The organism is Nocardia rosealba, from assembly GCF_020216065.1.
Taxonomy (GTDB): domain Bacteria; phylum Actinomycetota; class Actinomycetes; order Mycobacteriales; family Mycobacteriaceae; genus Nocardia; species Nocardia rosealba.
This window is the reverse complement of the sequence record NZ_JAIWNA010000011.1, coordinates 46,169-62,687: the sequence shown is the minus strand read 5'-3', so window position 1 is coordinate 62,687 and position 16,519 is coordinate 46,169. Positions and strand designations below refer to the sequence as shown.

At 68.6% G+C, this 16,519-nt stretch carries 21 protein-coding genes; 14 read left to right on the top strand and 7 right to left on the bottom strand.

Annotated features, from left to right (window positions below):
• The first annotated feature begins 13 nt into the window (after nucleotides 1–13).
• The 4 genes from LDL21_RS28450 (at nucleotide 14) to LDL21_RS28435 (ending at nucleotide 2,095) form a co-directional block, all read left to right on the top strand.
• On the top strand, nucleotides 14–292 hold the full coding sequence (locus LDL21_RS28450) for a hypothetical protein (protein ID WP_181697657.1): 279 nt from the start codon (nucleotides 14–16) through the stop codon (nucleotides 290–292).
• Between the two features lie 90 nt (nucleotides 293–382).
• Nucleotides 383–853 carry a peroxiredoxin gene (locus LDL21_RS28445; protein ID WP_225282500.1) on the top strand — a complete coding sequence of 157 codons (471 nt, stop codon included), beginning with the start codon at nucleotides 383–385 and terminating at the stop codon, nucleotides 851–853.
• A 64-nt stretch (nucleotides 854–917) separates the two neighbouring features.
• Nucleotides 918–1,484 (top strand): permease, encoded by a 567-nt coding sequence (locus LDL21_RS28440; protein ID WP_181697655.1) that lies wholly within the window; start codon nucleotides 918–920, stop codon nucleotides 1,482–1,484.
• A gap of 143 nt (nucleotides 1,485–1,627) precedes the next feature.
• Nucleotides 1,628–2,095 (top strand): MarR family winged helix-turn-helix transcriptional regulator, encoded by a 468-nt coding sequence (locus LDL21_RS28435; protein WP_225282499.1) that lies wholly within the window; start codon nucleotides 1,628–1,630, stop codon nucleotides 2,093–2,095.
• A 14-nt stretch (nucleotides 2,096–2,109) separates the two neighbouring features.
• Here LDL21_RS28435 and LDL21_RS28430 read toward each other — a convergent pair whose 3' ends face one another.
• Entirely contained in the window at nucleotides 2,110–3,048 is a 939-nt protein-coding gene (locus LDL21_RS28430) for a GlxA family transcriptional regulator (protein WP_225282498.1), read from the bottom strand.
• Between the two features lie 124 nt (nucleotides 3,049–3,172).
• Here LDL21_RS28430 and LDL21_RS28425 point away from each other — a divergent pair, with 124 nt between their 5' ends.
• On the top strand, nucleotides 3,173–3,862 hold the full coding sequence (locus LDL21_RS28425) for a DJ-1/PfpI family protein (RefSeq protein ID WP_225282497.1): 690 nt from the start codon (nucleotides 3,173–3,175) through the stop codon (nucleotides 3,860–3,862).
• Nucleotides 3,863–3,903: 41 nt separating this feature from the next.
• The gene (locus tag LDL21_RS28420; protein ID WP_225282496.1) at nucleotides 3,904–4,203 is read left to right on the top strand and encodes a hypothetical protein; all 300 of its coding nucleotides are present in this window, start codon (nucleotides 3,904–3,906) and stop codon (nucleotides 4,201–4,203) included.
• Nucleotides 4,204–4,206: 3 nt separating this feature from the next.
• Here the strand turns inward: LDL21_RS28420 and LDL21_RS28415 are convergent, their stop codons facing one another.
• The 3 genes from LDL21_RS28415 to LDL21_RS28405 are packed head-to-tail and all read right to left on the bottom strand — an operon-like array spanning nucleotide 4,207 to nucleotide 6,488.
• The gene (locus tag LDL21_RS28415) at nucleotides 4,207–4,866 is read right to left on the bottom strand and encodes a DNA alkylation repair protein (RefSeq protein ID WP_225282495.1); all 660 of its coding nucleotides are present in this window, start codon (nucleotides 4,864–4,866) and stop codon (nucleotides 4,207–4,209) included.
• A gap of 1 nt (nucleotide 4,867) precedes the next feature.
• The gene (gene hisI / locus LDL21_RS28410; protein WP_181697649.1) at nucleotides 4,868–5,218 is read right to left on the bottom strand and encodes a phosphoribosyl-AMP cyclohydrolase; all 351 of its coding nucleotides are present in this window, start codon (nucleotides 5,216–5,218) and stop codon (nucleotides 4,868–4,870) included.
• Nucleotides 5,219–5,225: 7 nt separating this feature from the next.
• Complete coding sequence (locus tag LDL21_RS28405) at nucleotides 5,226–6,488, bottom strand: PucR family transcriptional regulator (protein WP_225282494.1); 1,263 nt, start codon at nucleotides 6,486–6,488, stop codon at nucleotides 5,226–5,228.
• Between the two features lie 132 nt (nucleotides 6,489–6,620).
• Between LDL21_RS28405 and LDL21_RS28400 the strand changes: the two genes are divergently transcribed.
• The 7 genes from LDL21_RS28400 (at nucleotide 6,621) to LDL21_RS28370 (ending at nucleotide 13,301) form a co-directional block, all read left to right on the top strand.
• Nucleotides 6,621–7,379, top strand: a complete 759-nt coding sequence (locus LDL21_RS28400) for an ABC transporter ATP-binding protein (protein WP_225282493.1) — start codon at nucleotides 6,621–6,623, stop codon at nucleotides 7,377–7,379.
• Complete coding sequence (locus tag LDL21_RS28395) at nucleotides 7,376–8,101, top strand: ABC transporter ATP-binding protein (RefSeq protein ID WP_225282492.1); 726 nt, start codon at nucleotides 7,376–7,378, stop codon at nucleotides 8,099–8,101. Before LDL21_RS28400 ends, LDL21_RS28395 begins: the two co-directional genes overlap by 4 nt.
• Nucleotides 8,098–8,976, top strand: a complete 879-nt coding sequence (locus LDL21_RS28390) for a branched-chain amino acid ABC transporter permease (RefSeq protein ID WP_225282491.1) — start codon at nucleotides 8,098–8,100, stop codon at nucleotides 8,974–8,976. The genes LDL21_RS28395 and LDL21_RS28390 overlap by 4 nt, the downstream gene beginning before the upstream one ends.
• Nucleotides 8,973–10,013 (top strand): branched-chain amino acid ABC transporter permease, encoded by a 1,041-nt coding sequence (locus LDL21_RS28385; protein ID WP_225282490.1) that lies wholly within the window; start codon nucleotides 8,973–8,975, stop codon nucleotides 10,011–10,013. The genes LDL21_RS28390 and LDL21_RS28385 overlap by 4 nt, the downstream gene beginning before the upstream one ends.
• On the top strand, nucleotides 10,003–11,262 hold the full coding sequence (locus LDL21_RS28380; protein ID WP_225282489.1) for an ABC transporter substrate-binding protein: 1,260 nt from the start codon (nucleotides 10,003–10,005) through the stop codon (nucleotides 11,260–11,262). The genes LDL21_RS28385 and LDL21_RS28380 overlap by 11 nt, the downstream gene beginning before the upstream one ends.
• Before the next feature lie 48 nt (nucleotides 11,263–11,310).
• Nucleotides 11,311–12,057, top strand: a complete 747-nt coding sequence (locus LDL21_RS28375) for a DUF8020 domain-containing protein (RefSeq protein WP_225282488.1) — start codon at nucleotides 11,311–11,313, stop codon at nucleotides 12,055–12,057.
• An 86-nt stretch (nucleotides 12,058–12,143) separates the two neighbouring features.
• Nucleotides 12,144–13,301, top strand: coding sequence for an acyl-CoA dehydrogenase family protein (locus LDL21_RS28370; RefSeq protein ID WP_225282487.1), 1,158 nt, complete (start codon nucleotides 12,144–12,146; stop codon nucleotides 13,299–13,301).
• A 46-nt stretch (nucleotides 13,302–13,347) separates the two neighbouring features.
• Here LDL21_RS28370 and hisF read toward each other — a convergent pair whose 3' ends face one another.
• Genes hisF through priA form a run of 3 tightly spaced genes read right to left on the bottom strand, consistent with a single transcriptional unit; the run spans nucleotide 13,348 to nucleotide 15,708 of the window.
• Nucleotides 13,348–14,142, bottom strand: coding sequence for an imidazole glycerol phosphate synthase subunit HisF (gene hisF, locus LDL21_RS28365; RefSeq protein ID WP_181697640.1), 795 nt, complete (start codon nucleotides 14,140–14,142; stop codon nucleotides 13,348–13,350).
• A 5-nt stretch (nucleotides 14,143–14,147) separates the two neighbouring features.
• Entirely contained in the window at nucleotides 14,148–14,969 is an 822-nt protein-coding gene (locus tag LDL21_RS28360) for an inositol monophosphatase family protein (protein WP_067644745.1), read from the bottom strand.
• 7 nt (nucleotides 14,970–14,976) lie between these two features.
• Nucleotides 14,977–15,708: a bifunctional 1-(5-phosphoribosyl)-5-((5-phosphoribosylamino)methylideneamino)imidazole-4-carboxamide isomerase/phosphoribosylanthranilate isomerase PriA gene (priA, locus tag LDL21_RS28355; RefSeq protein WP_181697638.1), complete on the bottom strand. Its 732-nt coding sequence runs from the start codon at nucleotides 15,706–15,708 to the stop codon at nucleotides 14,977–14,979.
• A gap of 381 nt (nucleotides 15,709–16,089) precedes the next feature.
• Between priA and LDL21_RS28350 the strand changes: the two genes are divergently transcribed.
• Nucleotides 16,090–16,512: a hypothetical protein gene (locus LDL21_RS28350; RefSeq protein ID WP_067644751.1), complete on the top strand. Its 423-nt coding sequence runs from the start codon at nucleotides 16,090–16,092 to the stop codon at nucleotides 16,510–16,512.
• Nucleotides 16,513–16,519 lie beyond the last annotated feature (7 nt).

Genomic DNA, 16,519 nt, shown 5'->3' with positions numbered 1-16,519 from the left:
TCCGAGAGGAGCCATGTTGAATCCCTCGCATCAGGGCGCACAGCTGGGCAGGCAGGCCCCTGTGTCGCAGCACTACAACGGTCCTGGACAGCAGTCCGCGGCGAGCGCGCTCACGTCGTTCGTCACCTACGCCAAGGCCATGCAGGATCTGGACGAGAAGTCGTTCCCGGTCGAATACGAAGCGCACCGCGATCGTCTCCTGAAGCTGGAGCCGATGCTGCGCGTGCACGGCATCCTCGACGTGATGGAGATCCGCAACCCGGAGATCAAAGCGCTGTTGCGGATTCCTTAGAGCCGCAGGGCGGGTCGAAAGGCGGGTCCCCGTTCGCGTCCGTGAACGGGGACCTTTTGCGCTCGGGTACCGGCCGCTAGGGTCGTGCGCATGCAGCCAGGTCAGACCGCGCCCCAGTTCGAACTTCCCGATCAGTCCGGCGAACTCCGCTCCCTCGACGCCCTGCTGGCAGGCGGGCCGCTCGTGCTGTTCTTCTACCCGGCCGCCAACACTCCGGTCTGCACCGCCGAGGCCTGCCATTTCCGTGATCTGAGCGCCGAGTTCGCCGCCGTCGGCGCGTCCTGCGCCGGGATCAGCACCGACAGTGTCGAGGTGCAGGCCGGTTTCGCAGGCAAGCAGCGGCTCGACTATCCGGTCCTCTCCGACGCCGACGGCGAGGTCGCGGCCGGTTTCGGTGTCAAACGCGGGCTACTCGGCAAGCTGGCCCCGGTCAAACGACACACCTTCGTCATCGATACCGATCGCACGATCCTGAAGGTCGTCACCGGTGAACTGCGCGCGGCCGTGCACGCCGACGAGGCGTTGCGCTTCCTGCGCGAACGGGCGAAATCCGCCGGGTAGCGATCTGGCGAAACGCCGGGCACGGATCGGCGCCCGGCACCGTCGGCGCGCCTACGCTGGGGCAATGACATCCGGCGAAGTGCGGTCGAGCGGTCAGAAGTCCACGGCTACCGTGTGGCGCAACCGGGCGATCATGATCCTGGCGACAGCGGTCGTGCTGGTGATCGCCTATTTCATCCTGGCCTCGTTCATCCCACGATGGTGGGCGCAGCGCCTGGCGAGCCTCGTGCACGGCAGCTTCACCCAGGGCATCTGGTGGGGCCTGGTCTACGGCCTGGTGTTCACCCTGGTGCCGCTGCTGCTGTTGCTGCTCGCGGTGCGGATGTGGAAGCGCAAGGGCGGCAAGTTCATCGCCGGGGTGGCAGTCGTCATCGCGCTGCTCGGCTCCCTTCCGAACCTGATGACGCTCACCATCGTGCTGGGTGGCAACAATGCGGCGCACGCCGGTGAACGCATCCTCGATGTCGACGCGCCCGCGTTCCGCGGTGCCTGCCTGGTCGGTGCGATCGTGGCCGCGATCGTGTTCGCCCTCGTGCTCGGTCTGATGGGTAAGCGGGGCATCAACCGTCGCCGGGCCGCCAAGGCCACCCCCGAACCGACGGTCCCACCGCAGGAGTCTCGCGAGTACTGAGGCTTCGATGACGCGTCCCGGGTTGTGAGTGACCTCACGACCCGGGCGATCCGGCGGACGCCACAGCGACGTCGTGGCAAACTCGGTCCGGTGCGCGTCCCTCCCTTCGATCCGTGCCGCCCGACCGCGAGGCGGCCTCAGCCATGACCAGATGGCTGGATCCGGTAGAACAGCGCGCCTGGCAGGCGGTAGTCGCCCTGATGACAAGGGTTCCGGCCGCCCTCGACACCCGGTTGCAGCGCGAGTCCGGGCTCACCCATTTCGAATTCCGGGTGCTGAGCCTGCTGTCGGAGGAAGCCGGGCACCGAATGCAGCTCAGTGATCTCGCCCACAAGGCAAATGCTTCGCTATCGCGACTGTCGCATGTGGTGTCGAAACTGGAGCGACTCGGCTGGGCGCGCCGCGATTCGGCGGCGGGCAGACGCGGGGTGTACGCGGTGCTCACCGACGACGGTTTCGAGAAGGTCATCGAGGCCACGCCCGGATATCTCGAGGCCGTCCGCAAGCTGGTGCTCGACGGTCTCGACTGCGCCCAGACAGCCCAGCTGGCCGCCCTCGGCGAAAGCCTGTCCAGTCAATTGGACCAGGTCCTCGCCGAGGGGTGCGACTAGGCCTCGAATCCGGTTCAGCTGAACGTGCGCCGGTAGCTCTGCGGGCTGACGCCGGTGGTGCGCTTGAAGCGCTCCCGGAAGGCGGTGGCCGACCCGAAACCGACCTGGCCGCTGATCCGTTCGACCGAATGCTGGGTGGTCTCGAGCAGATGCTGCGCCTGCCGGATGCGGACGCGATGCAGCCATTGCAGTGGGGTGGTTCCGGTGTGTTCACGGAAGCGCCGGATGAGCGTGCGGGTGCTGGTTCCGGCCCGCTCGGCGATATCGGCGAGGGTGAGGTCTTCGGCCAGGTTCTGCTGTAACCAGGTGAGCAGCTTTTCGAGCTCAGAGCCCTGTGGTGTGGGGACGTGGTCGTGGACGATGAACTGCGCTTGTCCGCCTTCGCGTTCGAGCGGCATCACCGACAGCCGGGCGGCGTGCGCGGCCGTGGCCGAGCCGTAGTCACGGCGAATCATGTGCAGGCACAAGTCCATTCCCGCCGCGGCGCCCGCCGAGGTGAGGAACTGCCCGTTGTCGACGTAGAGGACGTCCGGGTCGACGTCGATGTCGGGATGGGTGGCGGCCAGTGCGTCGGCCGCATGCCAGTGGGTCGTGGCGCGCAGCCCGGCGAGCAGACCAGTGGCGGCCAACGGGAAGGTGCCGACGCAGATGGAGGCGATACGGGTGCCCTCGGCGGCGGCCGCGCATAGCGCCTCGAAGACGGCGGGTGAGAGCGGGGCGGTCGGATCGGCGATGCCCGGCACGATGATCGTGTCCGCGTTCCGGAGGCCGTCCAGGCCCCACGGGGCACGCAGGGTGAAGGCGCCCGCGTCGACCTCGGCGTGCTCGGCACAGACCCGCACCTGGTAGCCGGGTCGTCCGTCGGGCAGCCGGGTCCGCGAGAAGACCTCGATCGGGGTGGACAGGTCGAACGGGATCACCTTGTCCAGTGCCAGGACGGCGACGGTGTGCATGGCACGAGGGTAGCGAGGTTGGCATTTTTCCGTCGAAACCTGTCGCCAGTGCCACTGGGCTCTCGCGGCGAGCACCGGTTGACTGTGGGATGTCCAGCGGAGAACGACGCGAGGGAAATCATCCATGCATGTTCAGATCGTCCTTTTCGACGGCTTCGATCCACTCGATGCCATCGCTCCCTATGAAGTGCTGTACGCGGGCGGCGTGGCGTCCGACGGTGCGGTCACCGTCGAGCTGGTCTCCGCACAGGGTCCTCGTGAGGTGGTCAGCGGCACCGGCGGATTGACGTTGCACGCCACCGGCACCCTCGACCCGGAACGTGCGGACATCGTTGTGGTGCCCGGAGCTTCGGGCCGGGTGGGCGACCTCGGCGAGGCGCCGGAAGCACAGGTGGGTGCGGGCGAATGGGAACCGGACCAGCCCATCCCGGTGCTGCTCGGTCGCACGCTGACCACCGAGCTGCCCGCCCTCCTCACGCAAGCCATGAAGGCCCCAGACGTCACTGTCGCCACCGTCTGTGGAGGCTCGCTGGTCCTGGCCATGGCCGGCCTGCTCGAAGGCCGTCACGCCACCACCCACCATCTCGGCCTGGATCTGCTCGACGCCACCGGTGCGCACGCGGTCTCGGCCCGGATCGTGGACGACGGCGACCTGGTCACCGGCGCGGGTGTCACCTCCGGCCTGGATCTCGGCCTGTATCTGCTCGAGCGCGAACTGGGGCCCCGCGTCGCGCACGCCGTCGAAGAGCTCTTCGCACACGAGCGGCGTGGCACCGTCTGGCGCGCCGACGGCCTGACACCGACCGCCTTCTGAGCAGCGAACCCCACCATTCGAACAGTCAGGAACGCATCAGCATGTCTTTCGCGGGCACCTGGAACATGTCCATCGCCACCCCGATCGGCAAGATCGACGCCGTGGTCGAAATCCGTGAGCAGGACGGGGTTCTCACCGGCGTCGCGCGCGGAGCAGGCGAGGACGTGCCACTCACCGAGCTCCGCGCCGACGGCGATCGGCTCACCTGGAAACAGGCCGTCACCAAACCCCTTCGGCTGAACCTGGCATTCGACGTGACCGTCGACGGTGACACCCTGCGGGGAACCTCCAAAGCCGGGCGCCTGCCGTCGTCGAAGGTCGCCGGCGAACGGCTCCGCTGAGGCTCAATCGCCCTGTCTGCGCACCATTTCCGCGATCCAGGTGGGTGCGAACGGCGAGGTGCAGCCGGGCGAGGTCGGATAGTCGGCGAGGACCCGCAGCCGTTCCCCGATATCGACGGCACGAGCCCGGTGTTCGGGGTGCGTGATCCCGATCTGGGCCAGGCAGGTGTTCATCGCCCATTGCAGGCGGTCGGGGGCGGTTTTCATGTGCGCTTCGATGTCGTCGAGGAGCCCGGGAAGATCCAGTCCCGCAGGCTTTTTCACCACTCGATCGGCGGTGAGCGCCCAACCAGCGGCGGCGACCGCCGGATCCGGGTGGGCGAGCCAGGCCACGCGCAGCTCCTCGGCGTGCGGGTTCTTCTTCACCACATAGTTCACGAGCCAGTCGTGCACCTTCGGAGTGCGGGCGGCGCGGATCATCGCGTCGAGCTCGGCCCGGTCGAAAGCCTTCGGGCGGCAGACGAGCAGGGCGAGCAGTTTCGCGGCGGTGTCGTCGGTGGCCCACAGCTCGAGGGCGAGGTCGTGGTCGGTCTTCAGCCGTTTGGCGACCGCACGCAGCTCGGTGAGGTTCACGCCGTGGTCGTCGCCGTGCTTCTCGTTGACCTCGCGAACACGCGGATTGTCGAGGGCGGCGAGCTCGGCGAGCACCTCCGGCACGGTCATCTCACTCGGCCTCGCGTGCGAGCAGCACATCGGTGTCGAAGCAGGTGTGGGTGCCGGTGTGACAGGCCGCACCTTCCTGATCGACGATCAGCAGCACGGTGTCACCGTCACAGTCGAGCCGCACCTCGTGCACGTACTGCGTGTGCCCGGAGGTCTCCCCCTTCACCCAGTACTGCTGCCGTGAACGCGAATAGTAGGTGCCCTTGCGGGTTTCGAGGGTGCGGGCCAGGGCCTCGTCGTCCATCCAGGCCATCATCAGCACGTCTCCGGTCGCCTTCTCCTGCGCGATCGCGGCGACGAGCCCGGCCTCGTTGCGTTTGAGGCGAGCGGCAATAGCAGGATCCAGACTCATCCGTCGTTTATAACAGCTCGATCGCCACCAGAAGTTCGACGAGGTCGTTGACGCTGCGCACATTGCGTCCGGTGAGTTCCTGGATGCGGCCCAGCCGGTACTTGGCGGTGTTGAGGTGGATGTGCAGGGCGTCGGCGGCTTCGCGCAGGTTCATGTCGGCGGCGGCGAACGCGCGCACGGTGTCGGCGAGGGTGCCGCCCCGGGCGCGGTCGTCGGCGAGGGCGGCGCCCACACGAGGATCGACGAGCTGACGGGTGGTGTCGTCGGCGCGCAGCAGCAGGTACCGGAACGGTGTCATCTGCGGCAGCGCGAGCACGCCACCGTCCTCGGGGAGCAGGGCGAGGGCGGCCCTGGCCTGCCGGTGCGCCCGGGGGATCTGGCCGACCTCGGTGACCGAGGTACTCACCCCGACGGCCAGCGCCACACCGTCGGCGGCGAGTTGCGCACGCAGCGCTCGCAGTCGCTCGCACAGCTGCTCGGCCGACCCGTCGGGTCGCAGCGCGGGGATCGCCACGATCTCGGTATCGCGCACCACCGACAGGGTGCGCAACCCGTTGACACCGGTGCGCGCCAGCGCGGCCGACACCACTTGCCTCGTCTCGCACAGGGAGTCGGCCGACGGCGCGGGATCGAGAACCATCGCGGTGACCACCACCAACGGCGCGGTCCGTTCGGCGCCGATCCCGTGCGCGGTGGCCACGGACAGGTGCGGTCCGCTCGCGGGCAGGGCACCGTCGAGCAGGGAGTCCATCAGCGCCTGGCCGTCGCGGCTCGATTCCGCGGTGACGTACTGCTGGAACTCCAGGTACGCGTCGGTGGCCTGGGTGCTGATCAGGTCGGTGTAGCGGGCCAGCGGTCCGGCCAGCGACAACACCGCCTCACGTCCCGCTTCGGTGTCGCCCGCGTGAGCGAGCAGCGATTTCCAGATCGCGCGCTGACCCAGCCGGAACGCGGCGATGTAGTCGACCAGCGGCAGCCCGCAGCGGGCGCGGCGGGCGGCGGCCTGCCTGGCGTAGGAGACGTCGGCCGGGGTGACTCGCTTGTGCTCGAGCAGGGCACCGAGCCCGGTGCGGCTGAGCCGGGCCAGCTGGTCGTGCACGTCGGCGAGGAACCCCGGGTCGGCGGTGTCGTAGCCGGGCAGTTCGACGCGCAGCTTGGCCATCACATCGTCGGCGATCTCGTCGGCGTGGTCGTAGGCGCACCCGACGATCCGGGCTCGCTCGGCGTGTACCGGATCGGAGTAGCCGAGCAGTTGTGATCCAGCTGACATGTCCGGGGAGTTTGCAGCGCCGCGTTCGAGGTGTCAACCAGATCACACTGTCCGCAGCGGACGATGCACGGCCGAAAACTTGGTCCACAACGTCCGATGTGGGTGCTGACCAGCGCTCTTAGTGTTCCTCGCATGCTCGACATAACCCACCTGACGGTGCGCTTCGGCGGGATCACCGCCCTGCAGGATGTGGGGTTCACGGTCGCCGCGGGCGAGATGGTCGGTCTGATCGGGCCCAACGGCGCGGGCAAGACCACCCTGTTCAACTGCCTCACCCGGCGCAACCGTCCCACCTCCGGCACCTTGCGCTACCTCGACACCGACCTGACCACGGTGCGCCCCGATGCACTGGCCGGGCTCGGCATCGCCCGCACCTTCCAGAACCTCGGCCTGTTCACCCGGATGTCGGTACGCGACAACGTGCTCGTCGGCACCCATCACCGCACGCGCGGCGGCTTCGTCTCGGCGGGGCTGCGGATGCCGTGGGTCGGCCGGGAGGAACGGCGATTGCGCGTCGAGGCCGACGAACTGCTCGAGCGGCTCGACCTCACCGCAGTCGCCGACCATCCCGCCGCCGGGCTGCCGTTCGGCACGCTCAAACGGATCGAATTGGCGCGCGCCCTGGCGGTGCGGCCCCGGCTGCTACTGCTCGACGAGCCGGTGAACGGGCTGAGCCACGGCGAGGTCGACGAGTTCGCCGAGCGTCTTCGTGCCCTGCAGGCCGAGCTCGATCTCACCGTTGTCGTCGTCGAACACCACATGGGATTCGTGATGAACACCTGCGACCGGGTGGTCTGCCTCGAGTTCGGACAGGTGATCGCCGAGGGCGAACCCGAAGCGGTGCAGAGCGATCCGGCTGTCGTCCGCGCCTATCTGGGGGCTGCCTCATGAGCGAATTCCTGGCCGTCACCGACCTGCACGCGGGCTACGGCGCGGCGAAAGTGCTGCACGGTGTGAGCTTTTCGGTCGCCGAGGGCGAAGTATGCGCCATCCTCGGTCCCAACGGTGCGGGCAAGACCACCTTGCTGCGCGCGCTGTGCGGCATGGTGAAAGTGCGTGGCACCCTTCGCTTGAACGGTGACGAGGTCGCCGGACGGGCACCCGAGGCGATGGCCCGGCTCGGCGTCGCCCACGTGCCCGAGGGCCGCGGCACCTTCGCCCCGCTCACGGTGGAGGAGAACCTGCGCCTCGGCGCCTACTCCCGCCGCGACCGCGCGGGCGTCGAGTCCGACCTGCGCCGCGTCTACGACTACTTCCCGATCCTGCGCGACAAACAGCGCGACGCGGCGGGCGGGCTGTCCGGCGGTCAGCAGCAGATGCTCGCCATCGGCCGGGCGCTGATGCTGCGCCCACGACTGCTGCTGCTGGACGAACCTTCGCTCGGGCTTTCCCCGCTGGTCACCCAGGAGCTGTTCGGGATCGTGCACACCATCAACGCAGAGGAACGCACCACCGTGATAGTCGTCGAACAGAACGCCCACCTCGCGCTGGGTGTCGCCCATCAGGCACATGTGCTCGAGACGGGCCGCATCGTCCTGTCCGGCAGCGCCGCCGAGATCAAAGCAGACGAGCAGGTCGTCCGCTCCTACCTCGGATACCGGGTGCGACCGTGAACGAATTCGCGCAGCAGCTCGTCGAGGGGCTCTCGGCGGGCGCGATCTACGCGGGGCTGGCGCTGGCGCTGGTCCTGATCTACCGGTTCACCGGGGTGGCCAACTTCGCCCAGGGCGAGCTGGCCATGTTCTCGGCTTTCCTGGCCTGGCAGCTGAGTCAGGTGATGCCGTTCTGGGCGGCACTCGTCCTCACGCTGGTGATCTCCTTCCTCGCGGGCATGGTGATCGAGCGGGTGGTGATCCGGCCGGTCGAAGGCAAACCGGAGATCACCCTGGTGATCGTCACGGTCGGTTTGTTCTTCACGGTGCACGCGGCGGCGGGCTGGATCTGGTCCTACCAGGTGAAGTCCTTCCCGAATCCCTTCCCGGACGGCGCATTACGGGTCGCCGATGTCAGTGTGGGGTACGGCAGCCTCGGCATCTTCGCCGTCGTCGGACTGGTGATGGCACTGCTGTATCTGCTGTTCCGTTACACCGCGATCGGGTTGGCCATGCGGGCGGTGGCGTGTAATCCGCAGTCCGCCAGGCTCGTCGGCATCCGGGTCGGCACCGTGCTCTCGCTGGGATGGGGCCTGGCCGCGCTGGTCGGGTCGGTGTCGGGCGTGCTGTCGGCGCCGCTGCTGTTCCTCGATCCCAACATGATGAGCGGCGTCCTGATCTACGCCTTCGCGGCGGCGACGCTCGGCGGGTTCGACTCCCCCGGCGGCGCGGTGGCGGGCGGACTGATCGTCGGCGTCGCCGAAACCCTCACCGGCGCATACGTCGACGCGATCGGCACCGAACTCAAGATCGGTGTGCCGCTGGTGATCATCCTGGGCGTGCTGTTGCTTCGCCCCCAAGGTCTGTTCGGACATGCGGCGGTGGAACGGGTATGAGCGAGTTGAAAATCTCGGCAGCGAATCCTGCAGCACTCCAGGCGGAACCGGAACGTTCGAGAATTCGCGTCCCCCGGCTTCCGCTGGTCTTCACGGTCGCGGTACTCCTGCTCGCCTGTGCCGCACCGTTCCAGCTGGTGCCCTTCCACACCTTCCAGCTGGCGATGGCCATGATCTACGCGGTCACCCTGCTCGGGCTCAACCTGCTCGTCGGGCACACCGGCCAGATCTCGCTCGGCCACGGCGCGTTCTTCGCGATCGGCGCCTACACGGCCGCGATCGCGATGCATCGCTGGGACACAGCGTATTTCGCGACCATACCGCTGGCGGCGGCGATCACCTTCGTGCTCGGGTTCGCGCTCGGGATCCCGGCGTTGCGCCTGCGCGGGCTGTATCTCGCACTGGTCACCCTGTCGATCGCGATCTTCCTGGTCCCGTTGCTGAAACGGTTCGACGGACTCACCGGCGGCTCGATGGGACTCGGCGTCGACAAGCCGGTGCCGCCTGCCTGGACCGGGCTCGCCGAGGACCAGTGGCTGTACTTCCTCGCGCTGGCCGTCACCGTGCTGAGCTTCGTGCTGGTCGCCGGGATGCTGCGCTCCAAAGTCGGTCGCGCCCTGCACGCGGTGCGTGACAACGAGACCGCCGCCGAGGTGCTCGGGGTGAACCTGGCGCACTACAAGACCCTGGCCTTCGCCTGGAGCGCGCTGCTGGCCGGCGTCGCGGGCTGCGTCTACACCTGGGTGATCGCCTTCGTCTCCCCCGACTCGTTCGCGCTCACCCTGTCGATCACCCTGCTGGCCGGGCTCGTCGTCGGCGGACTCGGCACGACGTGGGGGCCGGTGCTCGGCGGGCTGTTCGTGATGTTCGTGCCGAGCCTGGCGCAAGACGTCAACCAGGCCGCACCCGGCGTCATCTTCGGACTGCTGATCATCGCGGTCATGTACCTCGCACCCCAGGGACTGGCCGGTCTGGCCACCCGATGGGCGCACTGGCTCGGACAACGCGTCCGGAAAGGGAGAACTCATGCGCACTAGGACAATCCAGTGTCTCGGGGTGGCCGCCGCACTGGCCCTCGCGGTCGCCACGCTCACCGCGTGCGGTGGTCGCAACGCCGACACCGGAACCGTCGGCCAAGGCGATTGCCGAGGTCAGCAGACCACCGGCATCACCGACAGCACCATCAAGCTCGGCGGCGTGTACCCGCTGTCCGGTCCGGCCTCGGCCTATGGCGAGGTGCCCAAGGGCATCAAGGCCTACTTCGACTACGTCAACGCCGAGAAAGGCGGCATCGGTGGACGCCAGGTGGAATACCTCGTCCGCGACGACGGCTACCAGCCGCCCAAAACCGTCGAGGAGACCCGTCGCCTCGTCGAACAGGATCAGGTGTTCGCCGTCTTCCAGACCCTCGGCACCGCCACCTCCTCGGCGGTGAGCGACTACCTCGGCCAGCGCAAGGTGCCGCAGGTGTTCGTCGCCACCGGCGCCACGAAGTTCGGGTCCGAGGACAACCCGTGGACCATCGGCTGGCAACCCAGCTACCGCACCGAGGGCCTGGCCTACGCCGAGTACGTGAAGAAGCAGCGCCCCACCGCGACCGTCGCGGTGCTGTACCAGAACGACGACTTCGGCAAGGACCTGCTCGCCGCGTTCCGCGAAGGCGCCGAGGGCAGCGGGGTGAAGGTGGTCGCCGAGCAGAGCTTCGAGGTGACCGACCCCACCGTCGACGCGCAGGTCCGCAACCTGGCCAACTCCAAAGCCGATGTGATGCTGAACTTCTCGACGCCGAAGTTCGCCTCCCAGGCCCTGGCCGCCGACGTGCGCAACACCGACTGGAACCCGCTGCACGTGCTCACCCAGGTATCCAACACCATGGCGACACTGCGCCCGGTCGGCCTGCCGAACATCCAGGGCACGGTGAGCGCGGCGTTCCTCAAGGACCCCGCCGACCCGCGCTGGGCCACCGACGCAGGCATGCAGACGTTCAAGACCGAACTCACCCAGTACGCACCCGGCGCCGACACCGAGAACCAGCACGCCATGGCCGGCTGGGCGATGGCACAGAGCTTCCACAAGACCCTCGAAGCGGCGAAGTGCCCGACCAGGGAGGGCCTGCGCGATGCGATGCGCTCGCTCGACAACGTCTCCGCCGACCTGATGCTGCCCGGTATCAGCATGAAAACCGGTGCGGGCGACGGCTTCCCGCTCGAGGCGGTCGGCATCCAGACCTTCGCCGGCGAGCACTGGTCGCTGACCGAGGGCCTGATCGATACCTCCGGCAAGTAGTCCCGTGCCGCGAGGCACAAGTTCACCCCACGATCGATGAGGATCACCATGAAGATGTCAACCACGCTCGCGACGGCCGCCATGACGGCACTTGCCCTGTGCGTCGGCAGCGCGAACGCCAACGCCGAGCCGGCCCAGACCGAGGTCCACTACGAGATCAGCAGGCAGGGCGACGCGGCCGTGCTGTCGACGAACGACGGCAAACTACAGGTCGTCGACGGTCAGCTCGTGCTCACCACCGAGGCCGACGTGCCGGTCGCGGCGCTGCCGCTGTCGTACCGGATGGACGACAAGGTCTTCCCGATCACGGCGGCGATCGACGGTGACCGCGCCACCCTTACACCATCACGTGACGGCGGCACACCGGCCGAGGCGGCCACGAATGTCATCAGCCAGAATGCCGCGGTGCAGCAGATCGCCGAATCCTTCACCCCCCGTGACCAATCCGCGCTCGGCGTGCTCGCCCAGCGACTCACCATCGGCAGCGCGGTGGCCGCCATCATCGGCGCCGTGGTCGGCGGCGGGGTGGGCTGCCTGGTCGGCGGCGCGGCCGGTGCGACGATCGCCAGCCCCGTGATCGTGCTGCTCGTACCGTGGGTGGGCGCCACCGTGGCGGGATGTGTGCTCGGCGCGGCCACGCTCGGCGCGGTAGGCGGGATGGTCGGACTGGTCACCGTCGGCGGTCCGCTGGCCTTGTTCGCCGCCTACCAGTACTTCTCCACCATCCTCGCGCCGTGCCCGGCCGAGCTGGGCGCCTACTGCAAGGACCCCGCGGTACCCGCGCCCGCGAAGTAGATCTCGTCCGATGCCGGGCCGCGAACACGGGGGTGTTCGCGGCCCGGCCCGTGCGCACAGGCGCGCCGACAACAGGGGAATCGCTGATGCGCAGAACAACTTTCGACGCCGAACTCGTCGGCTTCCGGACCACGATCCGGGCCTTCATCGAAGCCGAAGTCGTGCCGAGCTTCGGCCGCTGGTACCAGGACGGTCTCGTGCCGCGCGAATTCTATTACCGGCTCGGCGATCTGGGGATTTTCGGTCTCGAGGTGCCGGTGGAGTTCGGTGGTGCCGGGCGTGACTCGCTGGCCTATCGTGGCGTGCTCGCCGAGGAGATCGCCAGGGCCGCTGTCTCCTTCGGCGGGGCGAGCGCGCACCTGGGCCGCTGCCTGCCGTTGATCACCGCACTCGCCACCCCGGCGCAGCAGGCCAGGTGGCTGCCGGGGATCATCTCCGGCGACACGATGTTCGCCCTCGCGGTGGCCGAGCCGGGCACCGGCACCGAACCGGAGGGGATGCGCACCACCGCGCCACAGACCGCTGAGGGCACCTACGTGCTGAACGGTTCGAAGACCTATGTCATCGGTGGGGTGCACGCCGATCGGGTCATCGTGTGCGCCCGCACCGCACCGCCGCGGCCCGACGACCCGTCCTTCGGTCTTTCGCTGCTGGTCGTCGACACGAGCGCCCCCGGTTTCCTGGTGGGCAGGCGCCTGGACACGTTGGGCCGCAAGGTCGGTGGCACCGCCGAACTCACCTTCACCGATGTGCGAGTCCCCGCCACCGACCTGCTCGGCGACCCGCACCGGGCCGCCGCGCACCTGGCCGCCCAGCTGCCACAGCAGCGACTGAATATCGCGCTCGGCGCCTACGCCCGGGCCAAGGCGGCCATCCGCTTCGCCCGCGACCACACCCGCGACCGGCTTCCGGTCGCCCGCCCCGTCGCCGCCGTCCAGCACAGCAAGTTCGAACTGGCGGGCTGCCGAGCCGAGGTCGATGCCATCGAGGCGGTGATCGATCGCGCTCTCGCCGCCCACGACAGCGCCGCACTCGACCCGGCCCACGCCGCCTCCGCCGAGCTCTTCGCCACCGAAACCGCGACCCGGGTCATCGACCGCTGCCTCCAACTACACGGCGGCGCAGGTTATCTCACCGACTCACCCATCGCCCGCCTCTACGCCGACCACCGCGTGGACCGCATCCAAGGCGGCGACAGCTCCGACACCCTGCGCACCGTCATCGCTACCGACATGGGCCTGTAGCACCGACGACCGACCGACCACAACGGGCCGTCTCGGACGACTGAGATCAGCGGACGGTGATGCCGTCTGCGCGCATGGCGTCTTTGACCTGGGCGATGGTGAGGTCGCCGAAGTGGAAGACGCTGGCGGCGAGCACCGCGTCGGCACCCGCGTGGACGGCGGGCGGAAAGTGTTCCACCGCGCCCGCACCGCCACTGGCGATCACGGGAACGTGCACGGCGGCGCGGACGGCGGTGATCATCGGGAGGTCGAAGCCCGCCTTGGTGCCGTCGGCGTCCATGGAGTTGAGCAGGATCTCGCCCACACCGAGTTCGGCGCCGCGCACAGCCCATTCGACGGCGTCGATACCGGTACCGCGTTTGCCACCGTGGGTGGTGACCTCCCAGCCGGACGGGGTGTCGGGCTGGCCGTCGGGCACGGTGCGGGCGTCGACCGAGAGCACGATGCATTGGGAACCGAAGCGCTGCGACATCTCCGAGAGCACCTCGGGGCGGGCGATGGCGGCGGTGTTCACCGAGACCTTGTCGGCCCCGGCGCGCAGCAGGCGGTCCACGTCCTCGACCGTGCGGACCCCGCCACCGACGGTGAGCGGGATGAAGATCTGTTCGGCGGTGCGGGTCACCACGTCGAGCATGGTCGCGCGATCGCCGGTGGAGGCGGTGACGTCGAGGAAGGTGAGTTCGTCGGCACCCTGAGCGTCGTAAGTGGCGGCCAGTTCCACCGGATCACCCGCGTCACGCAGGTTCTGGAAGTTCACGCCCTTGACCACCCGGCCCGCGTCCACATCGAGACAGGGGATCACGCGGACGGCCAGCGTGCTCTGCTGTGTGCTGGTACCCATCGTGTTCAACCTCGTTCTTCGTCGCTGACCGCGCAGATCATGTCAAGGAGTTCTTCGTGCACACCGGGTGCGGCGGCGAGCACCGAGCCGGAGGTGATGGTCCACGGCTCGCCCGCCAGGTCGGTGACCACCCCGCCCGCGGCCCGCACCAGGGCGACCCCGGCGGCGTTGTCCCACGGATGGTGCCCGAACACCACCGCTCCGCCGAGCACACCGGAGGCGGTGAACGCCAGATCGATGCCGGTGGCGCCGTGCATGCGGACCCGGGAGGACAACCGGCTCAGCGCACCGAGCAGGTCGAACCGGAACTGGCCAGGGATGCGGCCGGCCGAATCCAGGTTGAACGCACCGAACCCGATCATGGCCTCGCCGAGTTTGCCGGGCGCCAGCGGCGGCAGGGCCACCCCGTCGAGATACACCGGACCGCCGCTGACGGCCGCGTACCGCCGGCCCAGCCCGGGCAGCCAGGTCGCCCCGATCACCGGTTCGCCCTCGTGCACCAGCGCCAGCAGGATGCCCGACATGGGATGTCCCACCGAGTAATTGAAGGTGCCGTCGATCGGATCGAGCACCCAGGCCGTGCCCGACGTCAGCTCCGGCCCACCGAATTCCTCACCGTGCACCGCGATTCCGGTGCGCTGACGCAACTCGGCGGAAATGGTGCGTTCCAGTTCGAGGTCGAGTTCGGTGGCGAAGTCGTTGCGGCCCTTGGCGACCGCGCTCGGCGCGCCGACACCCTCGAGATAGCGCGGCACCACCCCGTCCAGCACCTGGGTGGCGACGGCCAGCAGGTCGGTCAGTTCGGCGGTGCTCGGCGCAGTGGTCATGGCGAGGTCAGCGCACCGCGGCCAGGGCCTCGGGCAGGGTGAACCGGCCCGCGTACAGCGCCTTGCCGATGATGGCGCCTTCGACACCCTCGTCGGTGAGGCCGGCGATGGCGACGAGATCGTCGAGCACCGAGATACCGCCGGAGGCTACGACGGGCGCCTCGGCGGCATTGGCCACCTGGCCGAGCAGTTCGAGATTGGGGCCGGTGAGCGTGCCGTCCTTGGAGACGTCGGTGACCACATAGCGTGCGCACCCGTCACGTTCGAGGCGCTCGAGGACCTCCCAGAGGTCACCGCCGTCGGTCACCCAGCCACGTCCGCGCAGCCGCCATTCGCCGTCGATCTGCTTGACGTCGAGCCCGACCGCGATCCGGTCGCCGTACTCCCCGAGTACGCGGGCGCACCACTGCGGGTTCTCGATCGCCGCGGTGCCGATGTTCACACGCGCGCAGCCGGTGGCCAGGGCGGCCTTCAGCGAGTCGTCGTCGCGGATACCGCCGGAGAGCTCGACTTTGACGTCGAGTTCGCCGATCACCTGGGCGATCAGTTCCCGGTTGCTGCCCTTGCCGAAGGCCGCGTCGAGGTCGACCAGGTGCACCCATTCGGCACCGGCCTCCTGCCACGCGAGGGCGGCGTCGCGGGGCGACCCGTATCCGGTTTCGCTACCGGCCTCCCCCTGTACGAGGCGCACGGCCTCCCCATTGGCGACATCGACCGCGGGCAACAGCACAAGACTCACGCCGATCAGACTAGTAGGTCCCCCCGGCGGGCCCGCAACGGTCCTGGCCGGTGCGCTCCGCGTCACTCCGCCCACCCCAGCCGCATACCCGAAGCCGTCACCGAGTGGTGTGCCATAAGTTTGCCCGATTTCTGAAGATCGGTAGCCAGCCATGCGCCGAACGTTATGTGATCGATCGAACAGACCCGATTGACCTGCGGAAACATTCCGTTTACCAAGTATTAATGGTGACAATCACCACGTGGAATCAATTAGCAATTCGTTTCCCGCATCGATTAACTTTCCGTTTTGTCGGCAGGAACACCAACCCCTACCGAGTTCATCGCCGCACCGCCCCTTTGCGTTACCAGCCTGTGATTGCAGGCACCGAAAGGAAATCTCATGACTCGCAAGACCCTCGCTGTTGCCGGTGCCCTCGCCATCGCCGTGCTCGGTCCCGCTGCCGCCGCCAACGCCTTCACCGGCTCGGCCGCCGCCGCCACCGGTTCCGCCGCCCTAGGCGCCACCGGCTCGGCCGCCCTCGGCGCGACCGGTTCCGCTGGTGCGGGCGCCGCGGGTGCCGGTGCTGCCGGTACCGGTTCCGCCGCCGCCCTGCCCGCTCTGGCCACCGGTTCGGCCGGTCTCGGTGCCGCTGGCACCGGTTCGGCGGGTCTCGGTGCCGCCGGTACCGGTTCGGCCGCCGCTCTCGCGGGCCTCGAGGTGCTCGAGACCGGCAGCTCGGCATTCGACAGCCTCACCAGTGGTGGCGCCAACATCGTCGACATCCTGCTCGGCGCGCGTGAACTCAACACCCCCGCCGAGTAATTCGGCG

Coding starts and splice junctions, on each gene's coding strand:
- LDL21_RS28450 (WP_181697657.1), top strand. CDS start 14: ATGTTGAATCCCTCGCATCAGGGCGCACAGCTGGGCAGGCAGGCCCCT.
- LDL21_RS28445 (WP_225282500.1), top strand. CDS start 383: ATGCAGCCAGGTCAGACCGCGCCCCAGTTCGAACTTCCCGATCAGTCC.
- LDL21_RS28440 (WP_181697655.1), top strand. CDS start 918: ATGACATCCGGCGAAGTGCGGTCGAGCGGTCAGAAGTCCACGGCTACC.
- LDL21_RS28435 (WP_225282499.1), top strand. CDS start 1,628: ATGACCAGATGGCTGGATCCGGTAGAACAGCGCGCCTGGCAGGCGGTA.
- LDL21_RS28430 (WP_225282498.1), bottom strand. CDS start 3,048: ATGCACACCGTCGCCGTCCTGGCACTGGACAAGGTGATCCCGTTCGAC.
- LDL21_RS28425 (WP_225282497.1), top strand. CDS start 3,173: ATGCATGTTCAGATCGTCCTTTTCGACGGCTTCGATCCACTCGATGCC.
- LDL21_RS28420 (WP_225282496.1), top strand. CDS start 3,904: ATGTCTTTCGCGGGCACCTGGAACATGTCCATCGCCACCCCGATCGGC.
- LDL21_RS28415 (WP_225282495.1), bottom strand. CDS start 4,866: ATGACCGTGCCGGAGGTGCTCGCCGAGCTCGCCGCCCTCGACAATCCG.
- hisI (WP_181697649.1), bottom strand. CDS start 5,218: ATGAGTCTGGATCCTGCTATTGCCGCTCGCCTCAAACGCAACGAGGCC.
- LDL21_RS28405 (WP_225282494.1), bottom strand. CDS start 6,488: ATGTCAGCTGGATCACAACTGCTCGGCTACTCCGATCCGGTACACGCC.
- LDL21_RS28400 (WP_225282493.1), top strand. CDS start 6,621: ATGCTCGACATAACCCACCTGACGGTGCGCTTCGGCGGGATCACCGCC.
- LDL21_RS28395 (WP_225282492.1), top strand. CDS start 7,376: ATGAGCGAATTCCTGGCCGTCACCGACCTGCACGCGGGCTACGGCGCG.
- LDL21_RS28385 (WP_225282490.1), top strand. CDS start 8,973: ATGAGCGAGTTGAAAATCTCGGCAGCGAATCCTGCAGCACTCCAGGCG.
- LDL21_RS28380 (WP_225282489.1), top strand. CDS start 10,003: ATGCGCACTAGGACAATCCAGTGTCTCGGGGTGGCCGCCGCACTGGCC.
- LDL21_RS28375 (WP_225282488.1), top strand. CDS start 11,311: ATGAAGATGTCAACCACGCTCGCGACGGCCGCCATGACGGCACTTGCC.
- LDL21_RS28370 (WP_225282487.1), top strand. CDS start 12,144: ATGCGCAGAACAACTTTCGACGCCGAACTCGTCGGCTTCCGGACCACG.
- hisF (WP_181697640.1), bottom strand. CDS start 14,142: ATGGGTACCAGCACACAGCAGAGCACGCTGGCCGTCCGCGTGATCCCC.
- LDL21_RS28360 (WP_067644745.1), bottom strand. CDS start 14,969: ATGACCACTGCGCCGAGCACCGCCGAACTGACCGACCTGCTGGCCGTC.
- LDL21_RS28350 (WP_067644751.1), top strand. CDS start 16,090: ATGACTCGCAAGACCCTCGCTGTTGCCGGTGCCCTCGCCATCGCCGTG.